Source organism: Novosphingobium profundi (assembly GCF_018491765.1).
In the GTDB taxonomy this organism is placed as follows: Bacteria; Pseudomonadota; Alphaproteobacteria; order Sphingomonadales; family Sphingomonadaceae; genus Novosphingobium; species Novosphingobium profundi.
On the sequence record NZ_JABWCU010000023.1, the window covers coordinates 1 to 18,862 of the forward strand.

General features: G+C 59.9%; 18 protein-coding genes and 2 pseudogenes. 5 read left to right on the top strand and 15 right to left on the bottom strand.

The window, feature by feature from the left end; genetic code table 11:
• Positions 1-309 precede the first annotated feature (309 nt).
• On the bottom strand, positions 310-447 hold the full coding sequence (locus HT136_RS22110) for a response regulator (RefSeq protein ID WP_170065850.1): 138 nt from the start codon (positions 445-447) through the stop codon (positions 310-312).
• Positions 448-685: 238 nt separating this feature from the next.
• Complete coding sequence (locus HT136_RS22115; protein WP_036528184.1) at positions 686-1,579, bottom strand: SDR family oxidoreductase; 894 nt, start codon at positions 1,577-1,579, stop codon at positions 686-688.
• Positions 1,580-2,012: 433 nt separating this feature from the next.
• Between HT136_RS22115 and HT136_RS22120 the strand changes: the two genes are divergently transcribed.
• The gene (locus HT136_RS22120; RefSeq protein ID WP_214202038.1) at positions 2,013-2,459 is read left to right on the top strand and encodes a ferritin-like domain-containing protein; all 447 of its coding nucleotides are present in this window, start codon (positions 2,013-2,015) and stop codon (positions 2,457-2,459) included.
• A gap of 178 nt (positions 2,460-2,637) precedes the next feature.
• Here HT136_RS22120 and HT136_RS22125 read toward each other — a convergent pair whose 3' ends face one another.
• From HT136_RS22125 to gntA, 5 genes and pseudogenes are all read right to left on the bottom strand, one after another.
• Complete coding sequence (locus tag HT136_RS22125; protein WP_103095163.1) at positions 2,638-4,089, bottom strand: L,D-transpeptidase family protein; 1,452 nt, start codon at positions 4,087-4,089, stop codon at positions 2,638-2,640.
• 62 nt (positions 4,090-4,151) lie between these two features.
• A pseudogene (locus HT136_RS22130) lies at positions 4,152-4,820 on the bottom strand (murein L,D-transpeptidase catalytic domain family protein).
• A gap of 718 nt (positions 4,821-5,538) precedes the next feature.
• Positions 5,539-5,847, bottom strand: coding sequence for a hypothetical protein (locus tag HT136_RS22135; RefSeq protein ID WP_103095149.1), 309 nt, complete (start codon positions 5,845-5,847; stop codon positions 5,539-5,541).
• A 180-nt stretch (positions 5,848-6,027) separates the two neighbouring features.
• Positions 6,028-6,648: a DUF1989 domain-containing protein gene (locus tag HT136_RS22140; RefSeq protein WP_103095148.1), complete on the bottom strand. Its 621-nt coding sequence runs from the start codon at positions 6,646-6,648 to the stop codon at positions 6,028-6,030.
• Positions 6,645-7,319: a guanitoxin biosynthesis heme-dependent pre-guanitoxin N-hydroxylase GntA gene (gntA, locus tag HT136_RS22145; RefSeq protein WP_214202039.1), complete on the bottom strand. Its 675-nt coding sequence runs from the start codon at positions 7,317-7,319 to the stop codon at positions 6,645-6,647. Before gntA ends, HT136_RS22140 begins: the two co-directional genes overlap by 4 nt.
• A 280-nt stretch (positions 7,320-7,599) precedes the next feature.
• Between gntA and HT136_RS22150 the strand changes: the two genes are divergently transcribed.
• From HT136_RS22150 to HT136_RS22160, 3 genes are all read left to right on the top strand, one after another.
• Positions 7,600-7,779, top strand: coding sequence for a hypothetical protein (locus HT136_RS22150; RefSeq protein WP_103095146.1), 180 nt, complete (start codon positions 7,600-7,602; stop codon positions 7,777-7,779).
• 235 nt (positions 7,780-8,014) lie between these two features.
• Positions 8,015-8,572 carry a PRC-barrel domain-containing protein gene (locus tag HT136_RS22155; RefSeq protein WP_214202084.1) on the top strand — a complete coding sequence of 186 codons (558 nt, stop codon included), beginning with the start codon at positions 8,015-8,017 and terminating at the stop codon, positions 8,570-8,572.
• Between the two features lie 159 nt (positions 8,573-8,731).
• A complete protein-coding gene (locus HT136_RS22160) occupies positions 8,732-9,262 on the top strand; it encodes a hemerythrin domain-containing protein (RefSeq protein WP_214202040.1) in 531 nt (176 codons plus the stop codon).
• 165 nt (positions 9,263-9,427) lie between these two features.
• On the opposite strand, the gene HT136_RS22165 is transcribed toward HT136_RS22160, so the two are convergent.
• The 8 genes and pseudogenes from HT136_RS22165 to HT136_RS22200 all read right to left on the bottom strand — a co-directional run bounded on the left by HT136_RS22165 (position 9,428) and on the right by HT136_RS22200 (position 17,823).
• Positions 9,428-11,005, bottom strand: a complete 1,578-nt coding sequence (locus HT136_RS22165) for a PAS domain S-box protein (protein WP_214202041.1) — start codon at positions 11,003-11,005, stop codon at positions 9,428-9,430.
• Positions 11,005-11,373 carry a response regulator gene (locus tag HT136_RS22170; protein ID WP_103095144.1) on the bottom strand — a complete coding sequence of 123 codons (369 nt, stop codon included), beginning with the start codon at positions 11,371-11,373 and terminating at the stop codon, positions 11,005-11,007. The genes HT136_RS22165 and HT136_RS22170 overlap by 1 nt, the downstream gene beginning before the upstream one ends.
• 37 nt (positions 11,374-11,410) lie before the next feature.
• A complete protein-coding gene (locus HT136_RS22175; protein WP_343222285.1) occupies positions 11,411-12,853 on the bottom strand; it encodes an ATPase domain-containing protein in 1,443 nt (480 codons plus the stop codon).
• Between the two features lie 322 nt (positions 12,854-13,175).
• Positions 13,176-15,686, bottom strand: coding sequence for a DNA ligase D (ligD, locus tag HT136_RS22180; protein ID WP_214202085.1), 2,511 nt, complete (start codon positions 15,684-15,686; stop codon positions 13,176-13,178).
• Between the two features lie 94 nt (positions 15,687-15,780).
• A pseudogene (locus HT136_RS22185) lies at positions 15,781-16,190 on the bottom strand (low affinity iron permease family protein).
• A gap of 63 nt (positions 16,191-16,253) precedes the next feature.
• On the bottom strand, positions 16,254-16,910 hold the full coding sequence (locus HT136_RS22190) for a DUF6766 family protein (RefSeq protein ID WP_214202043.1): 657 nt from the start codon (positions 16,908-16,910) through the stop codon (positions 16,254-16,256).
• A gap of 70 nt (positions 16,911-16,980) precedes the next feature.
• A complete protein-coding gene (locus HT136_RS22195) occupies positions 16,981-17,586 on the bottom strand; it encodes a cysteine hydrolase family protein (protein WP_214202044.1) in 606 nt (201 codons plus the stop codon).
• Positions 17,587-17,634: 48 nt separating this feature from the next.
• The gene (locus tag HT136_RS22200; RefSeq protein WP_103095139.1) at positions 17,635-17,823 is read right to left on the bottom strand and encodes a DUF3606 domain-containing protein; all 189 of its coding nucleotides are present in this window, start codon (positions 17,821-17,823) and stop codon (positions 17,635-17,637) included.
• A gap of 118 nt (positions 17,824-17,941) precedes the next feature.
• On the opposite strand from HT136_RS22200, the gene HT136_RS22205 reads away from it, so the two are divergent.
• Positions 17,942-18,856: an NAD(P)/FAD-dependent oxidoreductase gene (locus HT136_RS22205; RefSeq protein ID WP_103095138.1), complete on the top strand. Its 915-nt coding sequence runs from the start codon at positions 17,942-17,944 to the stop codon at positions 18,854-18,856.
• Positions 18,857-18,862: the final 6 nt, after the last annotated feature.

The window sequence follows — 18,862 nt, forward strand, 5'->3', positions numbered from 1 at the left end:
GCCAGCGCTGCGTTGTAGGACTTCCAGTTCGTCGTGCGGTAGCGTGCGCGGGGCGGTTTGCTCATCGCCTATCATTAACCCACTGGATTCACGAACGGAATCCCTTGGGCATTTGCGCAACAAAGCCACATTCAATTGAACGCGACTGCAGCCAGGCAGAGCCTGCCCGCGCAGTTGTGTGCAGCCTACTCTTGCGCCTCCGTCGCCAGGTGACCTGGATGGCCTGATCGGGCCGAAAGACGAATGTCCGGTTCGCCGCCGAACCATAAGGATAGCTGACATTCGAGCGGGTTTCTGGCCCACTGCGTTTTAGGTCTGGTCCGGCACAGCCCGTACCTTGGCGGCCAACCGGTCAATGCCAAATGGCTTTGCGAGGAATTCGGTGCCGGGATCGAGCTGACTGTTATGAACCGCAGCGTTGCGGGTGTATCCCGTGATGTAGATCATCGTGACGTCGGGAAGAATGGCTTGCGCCCGATCGGCAAGTTCCCGATACCCGGCATGGTGCGGCGACGATGGCCAGCGCCGCCTTGTCGCTTTCGTGGCGGATCGAAGAGATGACTCAACTCGATGTGCAATGTGTGACCAGGCTCGATTCCGCGACACCCGACGTGCGTCTCGTATTCGGTATCAGTCACAAGTTCCGAACTGGCGACCCGGCGAAGGGCCGGGCCGCCAGGATATCTTAAGCGATGCCGGCGCCGCCGGTCACGCCATAGACTTCTCCCGTGATGTAACTGGCCTCCTGCGAAGCGAGGAGCACGTAAACGGGCGCAATTTCGACCGGCTGCCCGGGACGACCGAACTGGCTCTGCTCGCCAAACTTGGCGACCTTTTCCTGAGGTTGACCACCACTAGGCTGGAGCACAGTCCAGAACGGACCAGGGGCCACGACGTTGGCCCGAATGCCTTTTTCGATCAATTGTTTTGCAAGTGCCTTTGTATAGGCGACGATGCCCGCCTTGGTCGTGGCATAGTCCAGCAGAATATCGGACGGCTCATAGGCCTGAACCGACGCCGTCGTTATGACTGATGCGCCCGCGGGAAGGTGAGGAACGGCAGCCTGGGCAATCCAGTGCAATGCGTAGAGATTTGTCTTGAGGGTCTTGTCGAAATCCTGCGAACTGACCTCGGCAACGCTCTCGCGAAATTGCTGGCGACCGGCATTGATGACCAGGATATCCAGGCCGCCAAGTCCGCTCACTGCATCCTCGACCAGCTGCTTGCTCCAGGCCTCGTCGGTAATATCGCCGGGCAAAGCCACGGCTTTGCGGCCTTCAGCTTCGATGAGGGCAAGGACTTCCTTCGCGTCCTTTTCCTCGTCAGGCAGGTAGGCAATGGCGACATCTGCACCTTCGCGCGCGTAAGCGATTGCAGCAGCACGCCCGATACCGGAATCGCCCCCTGTGATGAGAGCCTTTCGTCCTTTGAGCTTGCCGGCCCCGACATAGCTGTCCTCGCCATGATCAGGCTTGGGGTCCATTTCCGCGGCAACGCCGGGCGCCGTCTGCGGCTGTTCTGGAAACGGGGGCTGCGGATACTGTGTGCGAGGATCTTGCAGTGCGAGGCGGTCGGTCATGAACGCTCCTGTCATTTGGATGGGCCCGCTCTCGGAAGCGGGCGGGCAAGAACCAAAACAGCCGCGATGTGCCTGGTTCCATATCTCATCCAGTCCGGCGCCAAAGATGCGCCAGGGCGTTCCTCGGCAGACGCTGCCCGACAAGAATACCCGTTGTTCATGAACGGCGTGCTGCTGGCCCTGTCACGAGGCTGACAGTTCCGAATTGGCCCACCACACCTTGTCACTTATCGATGCGGGGTAATTTGATACGGCAACTCTGGATTAACGGAGTCATCCATTAAGGCTGCAGGTGGGTCCCGTTCAACAGTAGCAACTGTCCGATCAAGGTGTCGCCGACCGTCGCATCAGAGCCAGGCTATAGGATGTTTCGCTTCGAAGGGATCAAGTTTGCCGGCTGATGGTTGAAGCAACTCTCAAGAAGGATAACATCATGACCACGCAAACCACGATCTCAACGCTCAACGGCCTGATCAAAACGACCCTCGATAGCATGAAGGGCTATGAGGACGCTGCCAAGGATGCTGAGAGCACCCAGTTCGCTACGATGTTCGCTGAGTTCGCACGGGACCGCAGCGCGGCGGCCAGCGACCTTCAGGCCGAAGTTCGCCGATTGGGCGGAACCCCTGAGGACGACAGCAGCTTCCTCGCCGCCGCTCACCGCACGTTTATGGACCTGAAGCAGGCTATTACTGGCAAAGACGACAAAGCGATCATCCAGGAAGTCGAGCGTGGTGAAGACCACATCAAAGCCAAGTTCGAAGAGGCGCTGCGCGACAGTGAGCTGGAACCGTCTTCGCGCTCCGTCCTAGAAAAGGCGTTCGTATCCGTCAAAGAAGGTCACGATAAAATGAGCGCGTTGAAGCACAGCATTGCATGACAAGATTAAGGCCGCCCCGTTATGGGCGGCCTTTATACATCTGGACGAAGGCTTGTTGGCGGTTTCTGAGTCGTTCATGCCGGGAGAGAATGAAGCTCCAGACGACGAGAAACGCACAATCGCCCAGTAGGGTAGATCGCCAACATCCGCATGCGGGCGACCCGTTTTCGAAAGTAGCTTAAGGCCCTACGTCGCTCTCAGAGGTGCGCAGGCGATAACCTTGACGCGACGAAAAGCCCAGGGCAGCGGCCACGGGGTCATTCCAGCCATAGGGGTCAGAGCGGATAACGGGCTCACCATCCTCACCGAGCACCACAGTCTGGTAGAGCAACCTCACGGGAATCTCGCGCGGCAGCTTGACGAACGTCTCCTCGCCGGTCGCACGAGCTTTGTGCCATTCGTCGAGTACGCCTTCGTCCTTCGCAAGCATCTCGGCGAACCCTAGAGCATCTTCTACGCGCACGCAGCCGTGACTGCGCTGACGCTGGACCTCCTGGAAGAGCTGCTTGGCGGGCGTGTCGTGCAGGTAGATCTGGTGATCGTTCTTCATGTCGAACTTCACGAGGCCGAGTGAATTTTTCGGTCCAGGCTGCTGGACAACCCAGCCATCCTTCCATGCCATGTTATTGCGCTCAAGGTAGGCGCTCCCCTTGCCGGCGATCTCCTTGTTCTGGATCGAGCGCGGCACTGTCCACGTTGGGTTGGCGACGAGGCGATAGATCGGCGATCCCAACTGGGGTGTCTCGTTCTCAGGCTCACCGACGACCACTTTGCGGCTGTCGGCGACCTTACCGTCGCGCCAGTAGAGAAGGCGTCCCGCGGCAACGTTCACGTCGATGCGCGTAGGGGCAGGACTGCGGTCGAGCCAGCGCAACCGCTCCATCGCCACCGCCATCGTCCGGGCCCGATCCGCGTCCGACAGGTTGAGGATTTCGAGAGCGTCAGCGCCGATGACGCCATCCGGCTTGATTCCGTAGTCAGCCTGCATGCGCTGCACCGCGCGGACCATAGTGGGGTTGTAGGTGTTTCCCTGCACAGCAGAGCGATCGAGGTAGTCGGAGGCGACAAGCTGGCGCGTGATCGCGGGAACCCGCGCGTCAGTGGCGCCAGGCTTCAGCGGCTCGCCCTTGTCGGGGATCGTGGAGGCGGGCGCGCTGCCTTGCTTGCGCAGCGCGAGATAGGACCTGGACAGCGCGCGGTAGCCGTCGTCCTGCGGAGCCAGCCCATCGAGCCATTTGTCAAGATGACCTTCCTTGAGAGCTGCACCCAGACCATTCAGCAGGTTCGGATTGGGCCGGGTGACGGTATAGACGTCATAGAGCTTGGCAGGATCTGACGCCCCGCGGGCTAGCGCCGAGGCGTAACGCAACGCGCTTTGCGTCAGGGCGCGATCGCCTTCGGCATTGCCGGGCTGGCCATCCACAGCGAACCGCACCCGGTCGAGGCCATGCGCAGCACGGCGGCCGATTGCATCGCGCAACTGCCGGACAGCCCCATCATTCCAGCGCACCTGGTCAATGTTGATCGGCGGCGCTTCGGTTGTCTGGGACGTATTGTCAGGCTTCGAATGGCACGCGGGAAGCGCGACCGTTAGGGCCAGCAACGAGCAAGCGATCACAGTTCTATGCACACGGATCTCCTGGTAAGACCCGTACGACAACTTATGGAAATCACGTAGGTTTCACGCTTGCCCTAAGCGCGGGCTGCAAAGACCATCCGTCCTTCGCCCAGGAAGCTGAACACGTCGCTGAGCTTGTTCTCGCCGACCGCAAAGCATCCCTGACTGCGGCCGAGCTTGCCATGGGAGGGGATCATGTCGTCGTTTGCATACCAAGCGCTGTGGATCACGATCGCACGGCTGAGCGCGTTGTTGTTCGTCGGGTCGAGCCCCACCAGACGCTGCGACCGACCGTGCTTTCATGTATAGTAATCGGCCGTGAGGAAGGCACCCTCACTCGAGGCATTGGAGCCGAAGGCGTTGGAGAACCGCTCGAGGAACCCGGTATGCCCCGGGTCGGAGCCCGAACCATGCGCGACCAGTAACCGCGAAGCCTTGCCGCTCACTACATCGAGGAAGTGCAGCCGGGGATCGGAAGATGGCGCAGTAAAATCTACAATGGCCATCCGGTCTCGCGCCTTGACCGAACCTGAGTGCTGCTCCAGCGCAGATAGAGCCCGGCGCAGCAGCGCCGGGTCCACCGAAAAGCGAGCGGCATCTAAAGTCGTCTGCGGCATGCCCGAAGAATTACGGGGGGTAGCTGGAATAGCGGTTGGCCGGTGCGGCGGTGACGATTCTAAAAGTGGCTTGGCGGCCGGCCCGGCAAGGGCCGCAAGAGCAATGCCCGCGCTTGAAATAATCATGGCGCGCCGGTCGGTTCTGAAAGTCAGATCAGCCATGCCTCCGATAATGGCTATGTCCGCTTGCGATTAAATAGGCGTTGGCGACTTTTGTTGGGGCACTTTTGCAATTAAGCGCCGAACCGTTGTAAATACGCGGTCGGCAGCTTGAGGTGCCATCTAAATTTCTGGAACAAATTTCCCGCGCTGAACTTTCTTGCACTTTTCAAACACTCCGTTCGGATTGCAAAAGCCTGAAAGAGGTCTCGCAATCAGGGTGCGAGTGGTGCCGAGGCGCAAATGTCCGGCCTACCTATGAAACTCCGGGCGTGCATTGTTACGTTGTCGCCTCCTCAGTCCCGGCAGCTGCTGGCGAGGGGCCCTGCTTGGGATCGCCGGTATTTCCTTCCGCGACGTCTTGCTGAGCGCCCTCAGCCGCACCCTCCTTCGCCGCATCGGCAACCGAATTTTCGAACATCCGCTTGAGAACCCAGCCTACGGCGAAGGTGACAGAGGCCGTCACTACCGCGCGAACCGCAGTTTCCTTCAGCGACCGAACGAACTGCTTACGCTGCAGCCGCCCCGGCTGACCCGCGACTACGTCTGCTAGCTTCTCCCTGGTTCGCATCGGACCGTCCCTCAAATTGTTGCATGATCATCGAATAACGCCCAATCGCAGCTCTGGACGCGCTAAATGGGTCGCCGGACCTACGATGCAGCGTCTAGGACACCCGCTGACAGATTAGCCGCCGGCGACTTCAACCGCACCAGCGTCGCGAAAAGCCTGGATGACCGCATCGCCTTCATCCTCGTTCATATCCACCGAGACGACAAGCTGACCTTCGTATGCCGCGCCGGAGCCCTCGGGCGTTTCCCGGTTTTGTCCGCTCGCGACGTCCGCCCCGGCAGGCTGATCGCCAGCGCTGTTTTTGCTCCCCGCGGGCTCGATGAAGATGTCGGTCCGTTCTATGCCATATTCCTGAACAAGGTGCTCGACTGCAAGCTCGACTTCCCGGCGGCCAGGAAACAGTGCCTTGATGGTGGTGGACATGCATCTACTCCATTACAGGTATTGAGAGCGCAAGGGCACTGACATAGTTCCCGCGGCACGCCGTAATCGAACTCGCTGATTCCTTCGCTGTCACCTGGGCGAGGACATCTACCCACGCATCGGCAACGCGCTGTTCCTGATCTCGATGAGCCAGGGCGAAACCGGCCCCGGCCTGCCGGTCTAAACCGGGGCCGGCGCCGGTTGTATGGCGTAATGGATCGGCTTGAACGACCCGCCGTTCGATGCATAGGCCGAGCAGGCGGTCAGCCCGATCACGCAGTCCTCGGCCGCGCGCAGGCGGATCAGGTCGCCCGCGACGCTGGTGGGCGGGATCACCGAGATGCGCCCCGTATCCTGCTCCACCGGCACGTTCATGAAAAGGTTGAACGCGGTGGGGATTGCGTCCTCCTCGATCCCGTAGGGCGAGAGCGCTGCGGCGAGGTTGCCGAAACATCCGCGATGGACCGGCTTGTCGGGATAGAAGTGCCGGAATGTCGCCTCGCTGCAGGGCGTCAGCAGGAAGTCGTGTCGGCCGACGGTGTCCTCGACGATCTCCAGCAGCACCCGCGAGCGGTTGGACCAGAGTCGGTTGCCGGTGGTGAGACTGATGGTCTCCTCATAGTCGAACGTGCGCCCGTTCGAGATGACTTCGCGCACGTCGTGCGCCGCGAAGGCCAGCAGGTCGGCGACCTGGCAGCCCTGCGGGTCGGTCACGGTGAGTATCTCGCCCGCGCCGAGGAGGAAGGCGGCACCGCTGCGCGGGCCGATCACTTTGGGCTCAATCACTTTCGCATCGCTCATACGCGCGGGTCCCTGAACGGGCAGCCCCAGTCCGGCTCGACCGCGCGGCCGCTGTACTGGCGCGCCTCGCTCGCCTCGCCGTGGCGCGCTAGCATCGGATTGAGCGAGCCCGCGATGGCGAGGTCACGGTCGAGGATGCGCTCGCGCATGCGCTCGTAGCGGCCTTCGGTGCGTAATCTCTCGAACTGTTCGTGCAGGTTGAACACCAGCACCGGGCGCGTGAAACGTCGCGCGGGCCGCGAGGCATTGGGGTGCAGGCCGACGACGAAGAACGCGCTGCCACCGAAGCTGAGCGAGAAGTGCGGGTCCTCCGGATCAGGACTTACCGCATCGTCGTAGGGCTGGCCGAGCCAGGCGTCCTTGTCCGCGAAGGACTGAATGCGCTCCCACATCGCGTGTTCGAACGCGCGCTCGGTGAGGTCGTCGGGGCCTTCGAAGACGACGGCCAGGCTGCGCAGTCCTTCCGGGTCGCCCTGATAGTCCTGGCTCCACTGCAGCAGCTCCCGGTGGATCACGACGTCGTTCCAGGCGCTGGTCAGGTCGCGCGCCGCGACGACCTTGAGCGAACCCTTGGCCAGCGCCGACTTCGCCCCAACGCAAGGGAACGCTGGGTCGCGAACGAACGCTGTGAATTCTTCCTCCAGGTTCCGGAGCGAGGGGTCCGCCATCATGCATTTCTCTCCATTGCGGATGTAAACGAACGACGGCCGGAAAGGTGTCCACTCCTCGTCGCGGGATCGAAGACCCTGTGGTGTTCGCTGCTTGGGAAAGGGCAATGAAAAGGTGATGCCATGCACGTACTGATTATCGAGACGGCCCGCTGATCGCCATGTTGATACAGAATGCTCTGGAGGACGCGGGCACGACGAGCTTCATATCGTCGAACATGAAACCGATGCGGTAATTTCCGCCCGGTACGACCAACCCGCGTTCATCACCTCCGACGTGAAGTTGAACGAACGCACCGGCCCCGCGGCCGCGCGCATCCACGATGAACTCAGCGACATACCGGTCTTCGTCACCGCCACGCCGGACGCGGCCATGCCCTGCGACCCGGCCGGTGCGGTGCTCCGCAGGTCCTTTGCCCACGACGAGCTGGAGCGGGCATTCCGCAAGGCGCTGACGGCGTGAAAAGGCCAGTCGGCCGCCGGCCTTCACGCTTTACCGAGAACCACTCCATGAGGCCGCGCCTTCGACTAAAGCGAGGGAATTTGCGGTTACATCGTACCTCGCATCGCAGCATACTCCGCGATGAAATCTCTTCTCCCTTAGGCACCAGGAGCAGCGCTTCGCGTTCCTCGGTTCTATCCGACTAAGGAGTTGCCGCTTGGAAAACGTCGCCAGTTGGATTGCGCCCGCTGCCACGATGATCGCCGCCATGATGACCGGAGCCAATCTCGGTACGCGGGTCACAGGCTGGGGCTTCGTCGTCTTCACTATAGGCTCAATCGCATGGTCGGTCGTCGGCCTGACGACGGAGCAGACCAATTTACTGGCTACCAATGGCTTTCTGACCCTTGTCAACCTGATCGGTATCTGGCGCTGGCTGGGCAAGCAGCGGGCATACGAGGATGGCGGTAGGTCAGCCACCGAAGCAAGTCGGCGCTCCGCCTATCCCACACTGTTCACCGCGACAGGCATGGCCGGCATGCCTGTGACGACCAGCGATGGCGAGCCGATCGGCAAGGCGGTCGAAGCGCTCGTTACCTGTGAGGACGGCAGCGTTAGTTACGTCGTGGTGGCCGCCAACGGTGTCGGCGGTATCGGCGAGGAACTTCGTGCCGTTGACCGAACGCAGATCGACTTCGCTTGCGACGAGCTAAAGCTGCGGCGCTCACGCGATTGGTTCGAAAGCCTGCCGCCTCTTACTGACGGAGACTGGCCCGCGGCACCGGCGGAGATAGCCCCGCGCGACCGTCGCTGAACGCTTTTCATCGTTTGGGAGTGCCTGCCCTTCCGCGAGTACGGAGTAGGTCATCCGCCAAGCCATTTGAGAGTGATCCGCAACAGGAGCGAAAGTCTGGATCGCCGGTTATCGCGGGAGGCAGGCTACCTGCCGAAAGATAACAGCGAAGGAAAAACCATGACCAAGAAAGCGCAGGATGCGATCGCTTTGCTCAAGGCTGACCACCGTACTGTTGAGGAACTGTTCGAGAAATTTGAGAGTGCCAAGGCTCCGACGAAGCAGGCGACGCTTGCGAAGCAGATTTGCACCGAGTTGATTATTCATACAATCATCGAGGAAGAAATATTCTATCCTGCCCTCAAGGGTAAGATCGAGGACGACATGTACGACGAGGCGCATGTCGAGCATGATGGTGCCAAGCTGCTGATTAGCCAGATCGTGGCCGGAGAGCCTGGCCAAGATTTCTGGGAAGCCAAGGTGACCGTTCTGTCCGAGGAGATCAAACATCACGTCCATGAAGAAGAAATGCCCAAGGAGGGTATGTTCGCGCAGGCGCGCGCGGCGGACGTGGATTTGGATGCGCTCGGCGCTCAAATGGCCGAGCGAAAGGCCGAACTACAAGCCCAGTTCGAAGCCGACGGTCTGCCAACGCCGACCACGCGGACTCTCAGCCCGGTGGAAGTCGAACTTGGCGCGCCTGTCGCCTAAAATCGGCGACCGAAAGGCCACGCCTTCGAACCGAGAAGACCGGGTCCATGTGCCCAGAATGTAGGCCTTCGATTACAAGATCATTCCGGTAAGGCCTGCGGTTCTCTAAAAAGGGTGCGTTGCGATGCGACGCGCCCTTTTCATCCACGTGGCAACCAGCTCACGTTAGCTAAGAGTAAATCTAAGTCGGACGTATAAGCCTTCGGGGCGAAAATCGAATTCGGCCCCGCAACCCTCGCCGCGAAGGGCGCGTGAGATCATACGCGAGCCGAAACCTTTTCGGTCAGGGGAAGCCACCTTCGGCCCGCCAGTCTCGAGCCATCTGATTTTCAGGAATTCGATATTACCCTTAACGTAAAGCTCCCAAGCAATCTTCACCGTTCCGGTCAGGTTGGAAAGAGCCCCATATTTCGCTGCGTTCGTGGCCAGTTCATGAAGAACCATGGCAAGCTGCAGCGCGCGCTCACCCGAGATTTCCACGTCTGGCCCGGTGATTTCGAACCGCCTATCGGCCTCAGCAGCGAAAGGGGATACGGCCCGTTCTACGATATGGGTGACGTTGACCGCCTCCCAATCGCGCTGCGTGAGCAGATCATGCGCTTCGGAGAGGGCGAAGAGGCGCGCGTTGAATGCCTCCTTCTCCGCACCCGGGGCCTGGCGAAACGTTTGCATGGCCACCGCCTGGATCGTCGCCAGCGTATTTTTGACCCGGTGTTTCAGTTCGTGGAGAAGCAGCTCATTCGCTTCCTCCGCACGCTTTCGCTGCTCGATTTCCTGCTGGGCAGCCTTGTGCAGCCGCGCATTATCCATCGCGACAGCGGTCTGGGCTGCAATCGCGGAGACAAGGTTTTCGGTATCAACCGTGAACTTTCCGGGCTCATCATGGGCAAAAAACAGCCCCCCGAGCACTTCGCCCGACACTGAAGTCACAGGCACCGCGAGATAGCTGACGACAGGGAGGTGCCCCGCCGGCATCCCATAGTGCGGGGCACTGCGCCCGTAGCGCGGATCTTTCCGGATATCGTCGGAGCGGATTACACCTTCGCCTGCAAAGGTCGGCGCAAAGACCGCCGTGTTTCGAGGCATTCCAAAATTGAACGCCTCCCGCGCTGCGCCGGAAAGCGTATAAAGCTGGTAGGATTCTCCAGCAGCGTTGGTGACGTTATAGAAGAAAGCACCGAATTTCGCACCGCTCAGCTCCGTGCCAATGTCGGTCACTGCCTGCACAATCCGATCAAGATCAAGATCGCGGGAGATTTCGCTGGCGACGCGATAGAGGGTCTGCAGACGCTCGGATTGCTGAGTGAGCAATGTCTCGGTCTGTTTGCGCGCGGTGATGTCACGAGCGATTTTGGAGGCACCGATTACCTGACCATCAGCCGCTTTGATCGGGGATACGGTGAGGGAAATATGGATCAGCGACCCGTCCTTGCGCCGGCGCAGGGTTTCGAAATGCTCGACCCGTTCCCCTGTTTTGAGGCGCGCGATGATCTCGTCTTCTTCAGACCTGCGATCCTCGGGGATCAGTGTGAGTATCGAAGCGCCTATAATCTCGCTTGGGGAATAGCCGAATATCCGCTCGGCACCGGCGTTCCAATCCGTGATAATGCCATCAAGCGTCTTGCCGATGATAGCGTCATCGGAAAATTCAATGATGGCTGCAAGCCGATCGGCAGCGCTCAATGCGCGTCGCTGTTCAGATCCTTCTTCCCCGTCCATACCCGTAGCGACTTCCGCAGCCATTAAGGCTGTCCCCTTTTCCCGCCCAAATCTGCAACAGCAGTGAGCAAGCGATCCATTGCATATGGCTTGTCGAACACCAGGTCAAAGAGATCGGTACGAGACCTCGCTATGGCGCCCTGGGCCCCGCTCACCAAGATGATGGGGATGCCCTGAAGGACGCTGTCAGCCTTCATGGTCTCAGCCAGTTCGAGCCCAGTCATCAACGGCATCATGAAGTCCGTGATGACCAGATCCGGCGCCAGGCTGCGTATAAGCTTCAGCGCGTCTACACCATGTGCCGCGTCGTGCACCTCGTGGCCGGCATCTTCCAGACTGACCACCAACAAATCGGCGATCAGGAACTCGTCTTCGGCAACGACTATCTTCATGGAGAACTCCGACCGGGGTTTTTGTCCATGACGAGCGTCACGCTTCGAGGGGCTTTGCCAAACCGGTAGAAATTCCGGTGGCTTGTTCGAACTGTCCGCGGATCGCAAGGCCGTGTCCGTCAATGTAGACTTCCTGCGGAGCCGCCTGGAACGATTGGTCGCGGATCTTCAAGACGGACAGCACACGCTTATATTCGGACCGGATTTCCACTTGGCGCATCATTATCAGGTTATCTAGCAGACTGGAAATCTCGGGCCCTGGCGCTGCAACTCCGGAGGCGAAGAGGTCACGCAATTCCCACGTGCCAACAGCGGTAACGCCCATGGCGCGCAATTCGTTCGTCAGAGCCGCAAAGAATTCCACAAGCCGAGGAGGATGAACGGCTGCGCGCTCGAACCCGCCCAGAGAATCAATGAACAGCCGCTTCACACCACGTGCCGAAACAGCATCCAGAAGGCGGTAAGCCATCTTGTCGATGAGATTTTCCGTCAACGGCTGCCACAAGATTTCGACCTCTTCGCTTTCCACATTCCCCTTGAGGTCGAGGCCGAGCGCGCTCGCTTTGAGCAACAGGCGCTCGGGTGATTCGTAAAAGCCGAAATGCAGGCCGGGTTCCTCACGCGAGGAGGCCGATAGAAAGTTCAAGCCAAAGGAGGTTTTACCGCATCCCGAGGGTCCGATGAGCAATGTGATAGAGCCTTGCGGAAGTCCGCCGCCGGTAATTTCATCGAAACCTTCGATCCCTGAGCGCAAAGGCTTGGGGTCTGGTTTGTCGATGGCGGACGGAGTGTGAAGCGCGGCCTCGATACGTGGAAAAACGGAAATGCCTTCATTGGAAATTTCGTACTGATGATACCCGCCTAGGGCGGCGCTTCCTCGAGACTTACGGGCCCGCAGACGCCGCACGGTGCGGACACCGACCAGTTCGTCATGCAATTCCAGGACGCCGTCCACCATGGTGTGTTCCGGGCTGTCGTCGTGAACTCCGGCGCTTGTCAAAAAGAGGACCGTACAACCCACGAATGCCGCCTGGCTCTGGACTTCTGCCACGAACGTCTTCACGTCGAGATCGGTCTCGGCGCGGTCACGGGCGTTGAGCAGGCCATCGAAAACGATCAGAGAAGCGCCTTGCCGCTTGGTTTCCTTGCGCAGCAAATCGACGACAGCGCCAAGACCCTCTTTGGCGAGGGTCTGGAAGACGCTGACATAGACGATGTTGCTACCGAGCCGGTCTTTTTCGAAGAAGCTCAGCGTCGAAAGCGACTGGAACAGCCGATCGTGCGTTTCGGCAAGGAGCGTGACATAGAGCACTTTCTTGCCGGCAGCTGCCGTCGCGAACGCAATCTGATTGCCCAGGATCGTCTTGCCGGCGCCGGGCTGGCCCTGCACGATGTAGGAGGCCCCTTCGACGAAGCCGCCGCCAAAAACGGTGTCTAGGCCAGGGATCCCGGTTGAAAAGCGGGGAAGGGTCTGCGTCACGAATAACCTCATCAGCACGAAGTGGCCATGAGGCCATGGGTGCTGATAGCAGCCCATAAAGCCACCGTCAGGATGGGCGCAGGACTTTTTTGCCGTCACATCGCTGGCAGAAGCTTCCCCGTTCGACTGATGGGTCGCGTCATCGTTCGTTGGAGAGATTTTGAGTGTGCAGAGCGATCAATACCCCAAACGTCGATTTCGCAATTGCACAAATTTGTTCGCGCATGCAGTATGGCTTTGCCTTTCAGGCATCCTCTCCCAGACTCCAAGGCCGGCTCTGCCGGCCTTTTTCTTTTGGATTGAGCTTGAGCTTTGGCGCTTGCTACAGATCGGGCAACAACTGGTCGGCACGTCCCCAGTGGGCGAGGTTCTTCGACGAAGCGCGCTTCAGCATTTCGGCGCCGTCACCGATATGCCAGTGCGAAGGCGCGTCAAGATCGTGCAGTTCATCCCACGTCAGAGGAACGGCGATGGGCGCAAACTCGCGATTGCGGGCGCTGTAGGGCATCACAGCGGTCGCACCGCGCTGGTTGCGCAGGTAGTCGACGAATATGCGCCCTGTCCGCCGGGCCTTGGACAACGCGGCGGTATAGCGATCGGGTTCTGCCTGCTCCAGGGCTTGAGCGAACCGATGAGCAAAATCCTTCACCTGCGGCCATTCGGCCGATGGGGTGAGCGGGGCGATCACATGGACCCCCTTTCCGCCGGTGACCATCGGAAAAGTGGTAAGCCCCATCTGGGCGAGGAGATCGCGCACATGGAAAGCGGCCGAGACGACATCCTTGAACCCAAGTCCTTCATCGGGGTCGAGATCAAAAACCAGCCTGTCGGCCTTTTCGACGTCCTCGATCCGCGCGCCCCAGCCATGGAACTCGATCGTGCCCATCTGCACACAGGTCAGCAGACCTGCCGGAGTGTCGACGAAGAGATAGGCCTCTTCATGCCCGTCCTTTTCGCGAATGCCGATGTGTTTGACGTCATCGCCGAAGCTGCCTGCATCATGCTTCTGAAAGAAGCACTTCTTCGCCCGGCCTTGCGGACAGCGAACGAGACTGACGGGCCGGCTTCCTGCCCAGGGGAGCATGATGGGTGCAACCAATTCGTAATAGTCTGCCAGCTGGCCCTTGGTGAGCTTGCCCTCCGGGAAGATCACTCTGTCCCGGTTGCTCACTTTCACCGTGCTCGCGGGCGAAGCCGTGGCAGCCGTCACCGGGGCCTCCTTCTCGATCACCACCGCTTCGGGCTTCTTATCTTCTCGAAGCCCAAGGTAGCTGGGATGGCGCAGCACCCCCTCATCGGTGAACTCGAGGTACGCAATCTCGGCAACCAGCTTCGCCTCGATCCAGTGGGCGCCGCGCACAGCAGACCGCGGAGCCTGAACCGTTGCCTCCTTGCGCACGAGGGGCGCCATGATTTCCAGAAGGCGCTCTATCTCGTCGCCCGTAAATCCCGCGCCGACCTTGCCGGCGTATCGCAGCTTCCCATCCTCGTTTACGCCCAAGAGAAGCGAGCGGAACCCGCGCTGCTTGTCAGAAGGCGTCCAGCCTACGATAACGAACTCCTGGCGGCGTATGCACTTGGTCTTGACCCAGCTTCCGCTCCGCGAGCCGCTATATCGAGCGTCGACGCGTTTCGATATGACGCCTTCCAGCCCTGCCTCGCAAAAACTGGTCAGCAGCTTTTCACCGTTGCCGACGATATGATCTGAATAGCGCAGCCGACCTTTTTGGCCCTCAAGAATGCTCGCCAGCCTCTCCTTACGCTCAATCAGCGGTAAGCTGGTGAGATCCTCACCGTTCATTTCCAGCAGGTCGAACGCGAAATAATCGATGGCCTCACGGTTGTCCTTCAGCGCGGCTTGCAGAGCCTGAAAGCTGGTCCGGCCATCGGGCAGCGTCACCACCGCCTCGCCGTCGATCAGCGCGCTTTCAACGTCAAGCTGAGCAGCCTCTGTGATAAGGCCTGCGAAACGATCCGACCAGTCCAGACCTGACCGGGTATAGGCCCGCCCTTCACCGCCGCCAACGGTAATGAGCGTTCGATAGCCGTCATACTTCAACTCATGCAGCCAGCGATCGCCGGGTGGCACGTGATCGACCAGAGCAGCAAGCTGGACAGGCTGGAATGGCGGGAGTTTGCCTTTGTTCTTGCCCCGACCGGCCGTGGGGGGCGATGATTTGCGCTTCGCGGCCGGGCCTGTGGCCTCGCCGCTCTGTTTCCGGACCGGCTTGCCTGCGGCGATTTCTTCCATCGTCCGTCCGCTGTCGACACTCGTGAGATGGATGCCGATAAGGTCATCCGAGCCACCGGCAAACTCGTCGTCGACTTTCCGCAGGATCCAGTTTTCGCCCTTCTCTTTTCCCCGGGGCTTGAGGCGGAACATGATCCACTCGCCCTTCCTGCGTCGGCCATGGAGGGTGAAATGCAGATGCCCTTCGGCAAGGGTTTGGGTGGGATCCTTGCCCGGGACCGGCTCCCAGGTGCCATTGTCCCAAAGCATCACGGTGCCGCCGCCATACTCCCCCTTCGGGATAGTCCCCTCGAAACGGGCATAGTCGAGGGGGTGGTCTTCGGTGCGGACTGCCAGGCGTTTGTCTTCGGGGTTGGCGCTTGGCCCTCGGGTCACCGCCCAGCTGACCAGCGTGCCGTCGAGCTCGAGGCGGAAGTCATAATGCAGGCGGGTCGCGGCATGCTTCTGGACAACGAAGCCATTACCCGGCGTCGGCTCGGAGGCACCGGAGGGTTCGGCAGTACGCGCGAAATCCCGCTTCTCGCGATATTTCGCGAGCCGTTCTTCTGCCGAAGTTGCTTTCGCCTTTGTCGCCCGTGCCATATGCGCTCCGATCGAGAACCTTCTCAAATCCCGAAAATGGCGCCGCGTTCCCTTCCTGCACGTATCGGAAGCGTCGTTGCCCGGGAAACTCACATCAATATCGAGCGAGCAGCCGTTCCACGCTGGGCGCTGCAGTCTTCTGCTTGTTGTCTTCATCCTTGATGTCGGCTTCGAGCGCTTCGCGAATACGCGCGATTTGGGCATCCGTCAGATGCTCGATGCCGACGAACTCCACGCGTGCCTTGTCCAGCGCCCTGATAATCTCGTCGAGCTTTGCCTGCATGGCCGCGCCGTCACGATTCTGGCTGTTCTGAATCAGGAAGACCGCAAGGAATGTCAGGACCGTGGTCGCGGTGTTGACGATCAGCTGCCAGGTATCGGAGTAGTGCATGAAGGGCCGCTCACTGCCCACACGACAATGAACAAAGCGGAAATGATGAAGGCCAAAGGCTGACCCATCAACTGCGCACACTTTGTTGCAATGCCGGTGAAAATTCTATCCATCATGGGGCTCCGTTCTCTTCGTATCTGCTGTCATCGGTTGCCCCCGACGTCATTTCAGTTCTTTCAATCTCCAGTCTGCGAGTTGGGCGCTGCTACCGGCTTTGATTCGGGAGACTCGCGCTGGCGCAGGAATATGGAAAGGACTACCAGTACGGCCGTCGAAAGGAATTCGCTCTGCCAGTTCTGGAACGATTCAAACCACAGCTGCGGATCGCCAAGATAGGCAAGCACGGTCTTGGGTGTTTCCCCATGTTCTAGGGCTTCTTGCGCCGAAGCATGCGCGCTGTTGATCCAATGCATCGTGAACGACGCGACAAACAGCAGGATCAATGCCAGGCCAAGAGAGCGAGCGTATATCTCGCGCCAAAGCGGACCTTTGCGCAAGATCGATGGTGAGCCGTGTTCTTGGGCTTTCTGGTCCAGATCATTGTCGCGGGGAGGCGCATCCGGGTCCTTCGATTCTGCCGATCCGCGCTGGATCAGGAAAGCGGTAAGCACGACGTAAGCCGCCATTTGCAGGAACTCGCTTTCCCAATTCTCGAACACCGAGGATAGGAATTGCGGGCTTACGGCATAGGCCAGGAGCGTCAGACCGGGCTCGGCATGGCGCCGGGCATCTTCCAATTCGACATACCATCCCGAGATATATTGCCCGGCAATGCAAACGACAAAAAGTGCCAGAAGGGCAATCGTAAGCCCATTATTTTTAAGCAGTCGCATGCCGATGCCTCTCGCCGATTTGCTTTGGATGGAAACGCGCGGGAAACATTTGGGTTCGAAAGCATTTCAGCTATTGCGTGCAAGCAGCTAGCCATTCCCCGAGGGATTTCTGCGACGTGGCCGCCGTCTCGGCTCCCATGCTCTGTGCCATGATCTCCAGGGCCCATCGGCCTCGTTCATCGCCCTCGGCAGCCACGGCATCTTCAGGCACCCATAGGTCGTATTCGCGCATATGGGCATCCGCTGCGGTGAACAGCACGCAGATATCGGTAGCGATTCCGCTCAGCACCAGTTTGCTGACGCCCAGCTGCGGTAGCAGCACCGGCAGGTTCGTGGCGTAGAAACCGGAAAATTGCGGCTTGATGACGAAGAAGTCGTCGTGCTCCGGCCTCACCATCTCTGTGACCGGATTATCCTTTTCGAGCGCGCGCCTTACGAGCTTGGAAGCTTCTGAATGCCATTCGCCAAAATTATCGTTCACGTACACGACTGGCCAACCGTGCGCGCGAAACTCCTGGCGTAGGCGATCTATTCGCCGTGCCGCTTCGAGAGCCCGGGGCTCCAGAGCCTCGGCCCCCTCAAAATCAAAGCAGTTGACCATATCCAGGATCAGCAAGGCCGGGCCATCACCAGATCTCGGCGAAGTGGCTGCGGGCTGCTTGTCCTGAGAATCCATAGAAACCTGCCATGAATTCGGGGTCGGCGCTGGACGACCCCATTTCGCTCACTCCTTGGTGAGCTTTTGTGCCTGAGCGTCCAGCGCCGCGCGATCATTGCCAAATCGGTCGATGAGATCCTGCGCCTGCTCGACAGTAAGACCGTGCTTTCGAGCAAAATAGTCGACCTCATAGCCCTCGCCGCCAGCGACCGTGCGGCGATCAGCGCCGCCGCGCTGTGATTTATCATCTGCCATGATGCATTTCCTCTTTCGCAGCTGTCTGAATTTGCAACCCGTGCCAAAGCCGTGAGTTCCAGCGAGGTTGTCTTGACGAGCATGGAACCGGCATGCCGCATCGTCGTTTGCCCATCCAATGAAACAGCCGCTCGACTGCCTTGTCATCGGCGCAGGGCCCGCAGGTCTGACGGCCGCCATCTATCTTGCACGATTTCACTTCTCGATCGCGGTTGTCGATGCGGGGCATAGCAGGGCGGCGCTGATCCCACGCACGCATAATCATGCCGGTTTCCCGGGTGGGATAGCTGGCACCGAACTTCTCGGGTTGATGCGGGCGCAGGCTGCCGACTTTGGGGCAGTCGTGACGGAAGGTTTGATTGAGGGACTGGAGAGGACCGAAGAGGGTTTTGTTGCTCGTGCACAGGGCCGTGAATGGTCTGCGCGCACTGTCCTGCTCTGCACCGGCGTAATCAACAATCGGCCTCAGATCGCACCGGACATCCACGATGCGGCGTTGCGCCGCGGACTACTTCGGTACTGCCCCATATGTGACGGGTACGAGGTCACTGACAAGCGAATCGGTGTTTTGGGTACCCGCTCCCACGGCTTCAAGGAAGCAATCTTCCTGCGGATGTATACGCGCGATGTGACACTCATCGCTACCGATGGAGAGCACGACCTTTCAGATGACGAAAAGCGTCGGCTCGCTGTGGCTGGTGCCGTCCTAATCGATGGCCCCTGCGCGCCACTGCGGTTGGAAGATGCGCAGATTGTCGTGCCGACGCCGCGCGGCGAGCTCAAATTCGATAGCGTCTACCCGGCGCTCGGTTCTGTTATCCGGTCCGAACTGGCGACGGCGATTGGCGCGGAAGGCACTGACGATGGGTGTCTCATCGTGGACGACCATCAGCGCACTTCCCTTCCCGGCCTTTACGCGGCGGGAGATGTTGCCAGAGGTCTCGATCAGATCAGCCATGCGATGGGCGAAGCCGGGGTCGCCGCCGTTACGATCCGCAACGACCTCGCCGAGCGAGGCATCTTATTGCGCTAGCCCGCC

Excerpts from the sequence above, each read along its gene's own strand:
- ligD (WP_214202085.1), bottom strand. The coding sequence starts at position 15,686 with ATGGCACGGGCGACAAAGGCGAAAGCAACTTCGGCAGAAGAACGGCTC.
- HT136_RS22170 (WP_103095144.1), bottom strand. The coding sequence starts at position 11,373 with ATGAAGATAGTCGTTGCCGAAGACGAGTTCCTGATCGCCGATTTGTTG.
- gntA (WP_214202039.1), bottom strand. The coding sequence starts at position 7,319 with ATGATGGCGGACCCCTCGCTCCGGAACCTGGAGGAAGAATTCACAGCG.
- HT136_RS22155 (WP_214202084.1), top strand. The coding sequence starts at position 8,015 with ATGATCGCCGCCATGATGACCGGAGCCAATCTCGGTACGCGGGTCACA.
- HT136_RS22190 (WP_214202043.1), bottom strand. The coding sequence starts at position 16,910 with ATGCGACTGCTTAAAAATAATGGGCTTACGATTGCCCTTCTGGCACTT.
- HT136_RS22200 (WP_103095139.1), bottom strand. The coding sequence starts at position 17,823 with ATGGCAGATGATAAATCACAGCGCGGCGGCGCTGATCGCCGCACGGTC.
- HT136_RS22110 (WP_170065850.1), bottom strand. The coding sequence starts at position 447 with ATGATCTACATCACGGGATACACCCGCAACGCTGCGGTTCATAACAGT.
- HT136_RS22120 (WP_214202038.1), top strand. The coding sequence starts at position 2,013 with ATGACCACGCAAACCACGATCTCAACGCTCAACGGCCTGATCAAAACG.
- HT136_RS22165 (WP_214202041.1), bottom strand. The coding sequence starts at position 11,005 with ATGGCTGCGGAAGTCGCTACGGGTATGGACGGGGAAGAAGGATCTGAA.
- HT136_RS22115 (WP_036528184.1), bottom strand. The coding sequence starts at position 1,579 with ATGACCGACCGCCTCGCACTGCAAGATCCTCGCACACAGTATCCGCAG.
- HT136_RS22205 (WP_103095138.1), top strand. The coding sequence starts at position 17,942 with ATGAAACAGCCGCTCGACTGCCTTGTCATCGGCGCAGGGCCCGCAGGT.
- HT136_RS22135 (WP_103095149.1), bottom strand. The coding sequence starts at position 5,847 with ATGTCCACCACCATCAAGGCACTGTTTCCTGGCCGCCGGGAAGTCGAG.
- HT136_RS22160 (WP_214202040.1), top strand. The coding sequence starts at position 8,732 with ATGACCAAGAAAGCGCAGGATGCGATCGCTTTGCTCAAGGCTGACCAC.
- HT136_RS22140 (WP_103095148.1), bottom strand. The coding sequence starts at position 6,648 with ATGAGCGATGCGAAAGTGATTGAGCCCAAAGTGATCGGCCCGCGCAGC.
- HT136_RS22195 (WP_214202044.1), bottom strand. The coding sequence starts at position 17,586 with ATGGATTCTCAGGACAAGCAGCCCGCAGCCACTTCGCCGAGATCTGGT.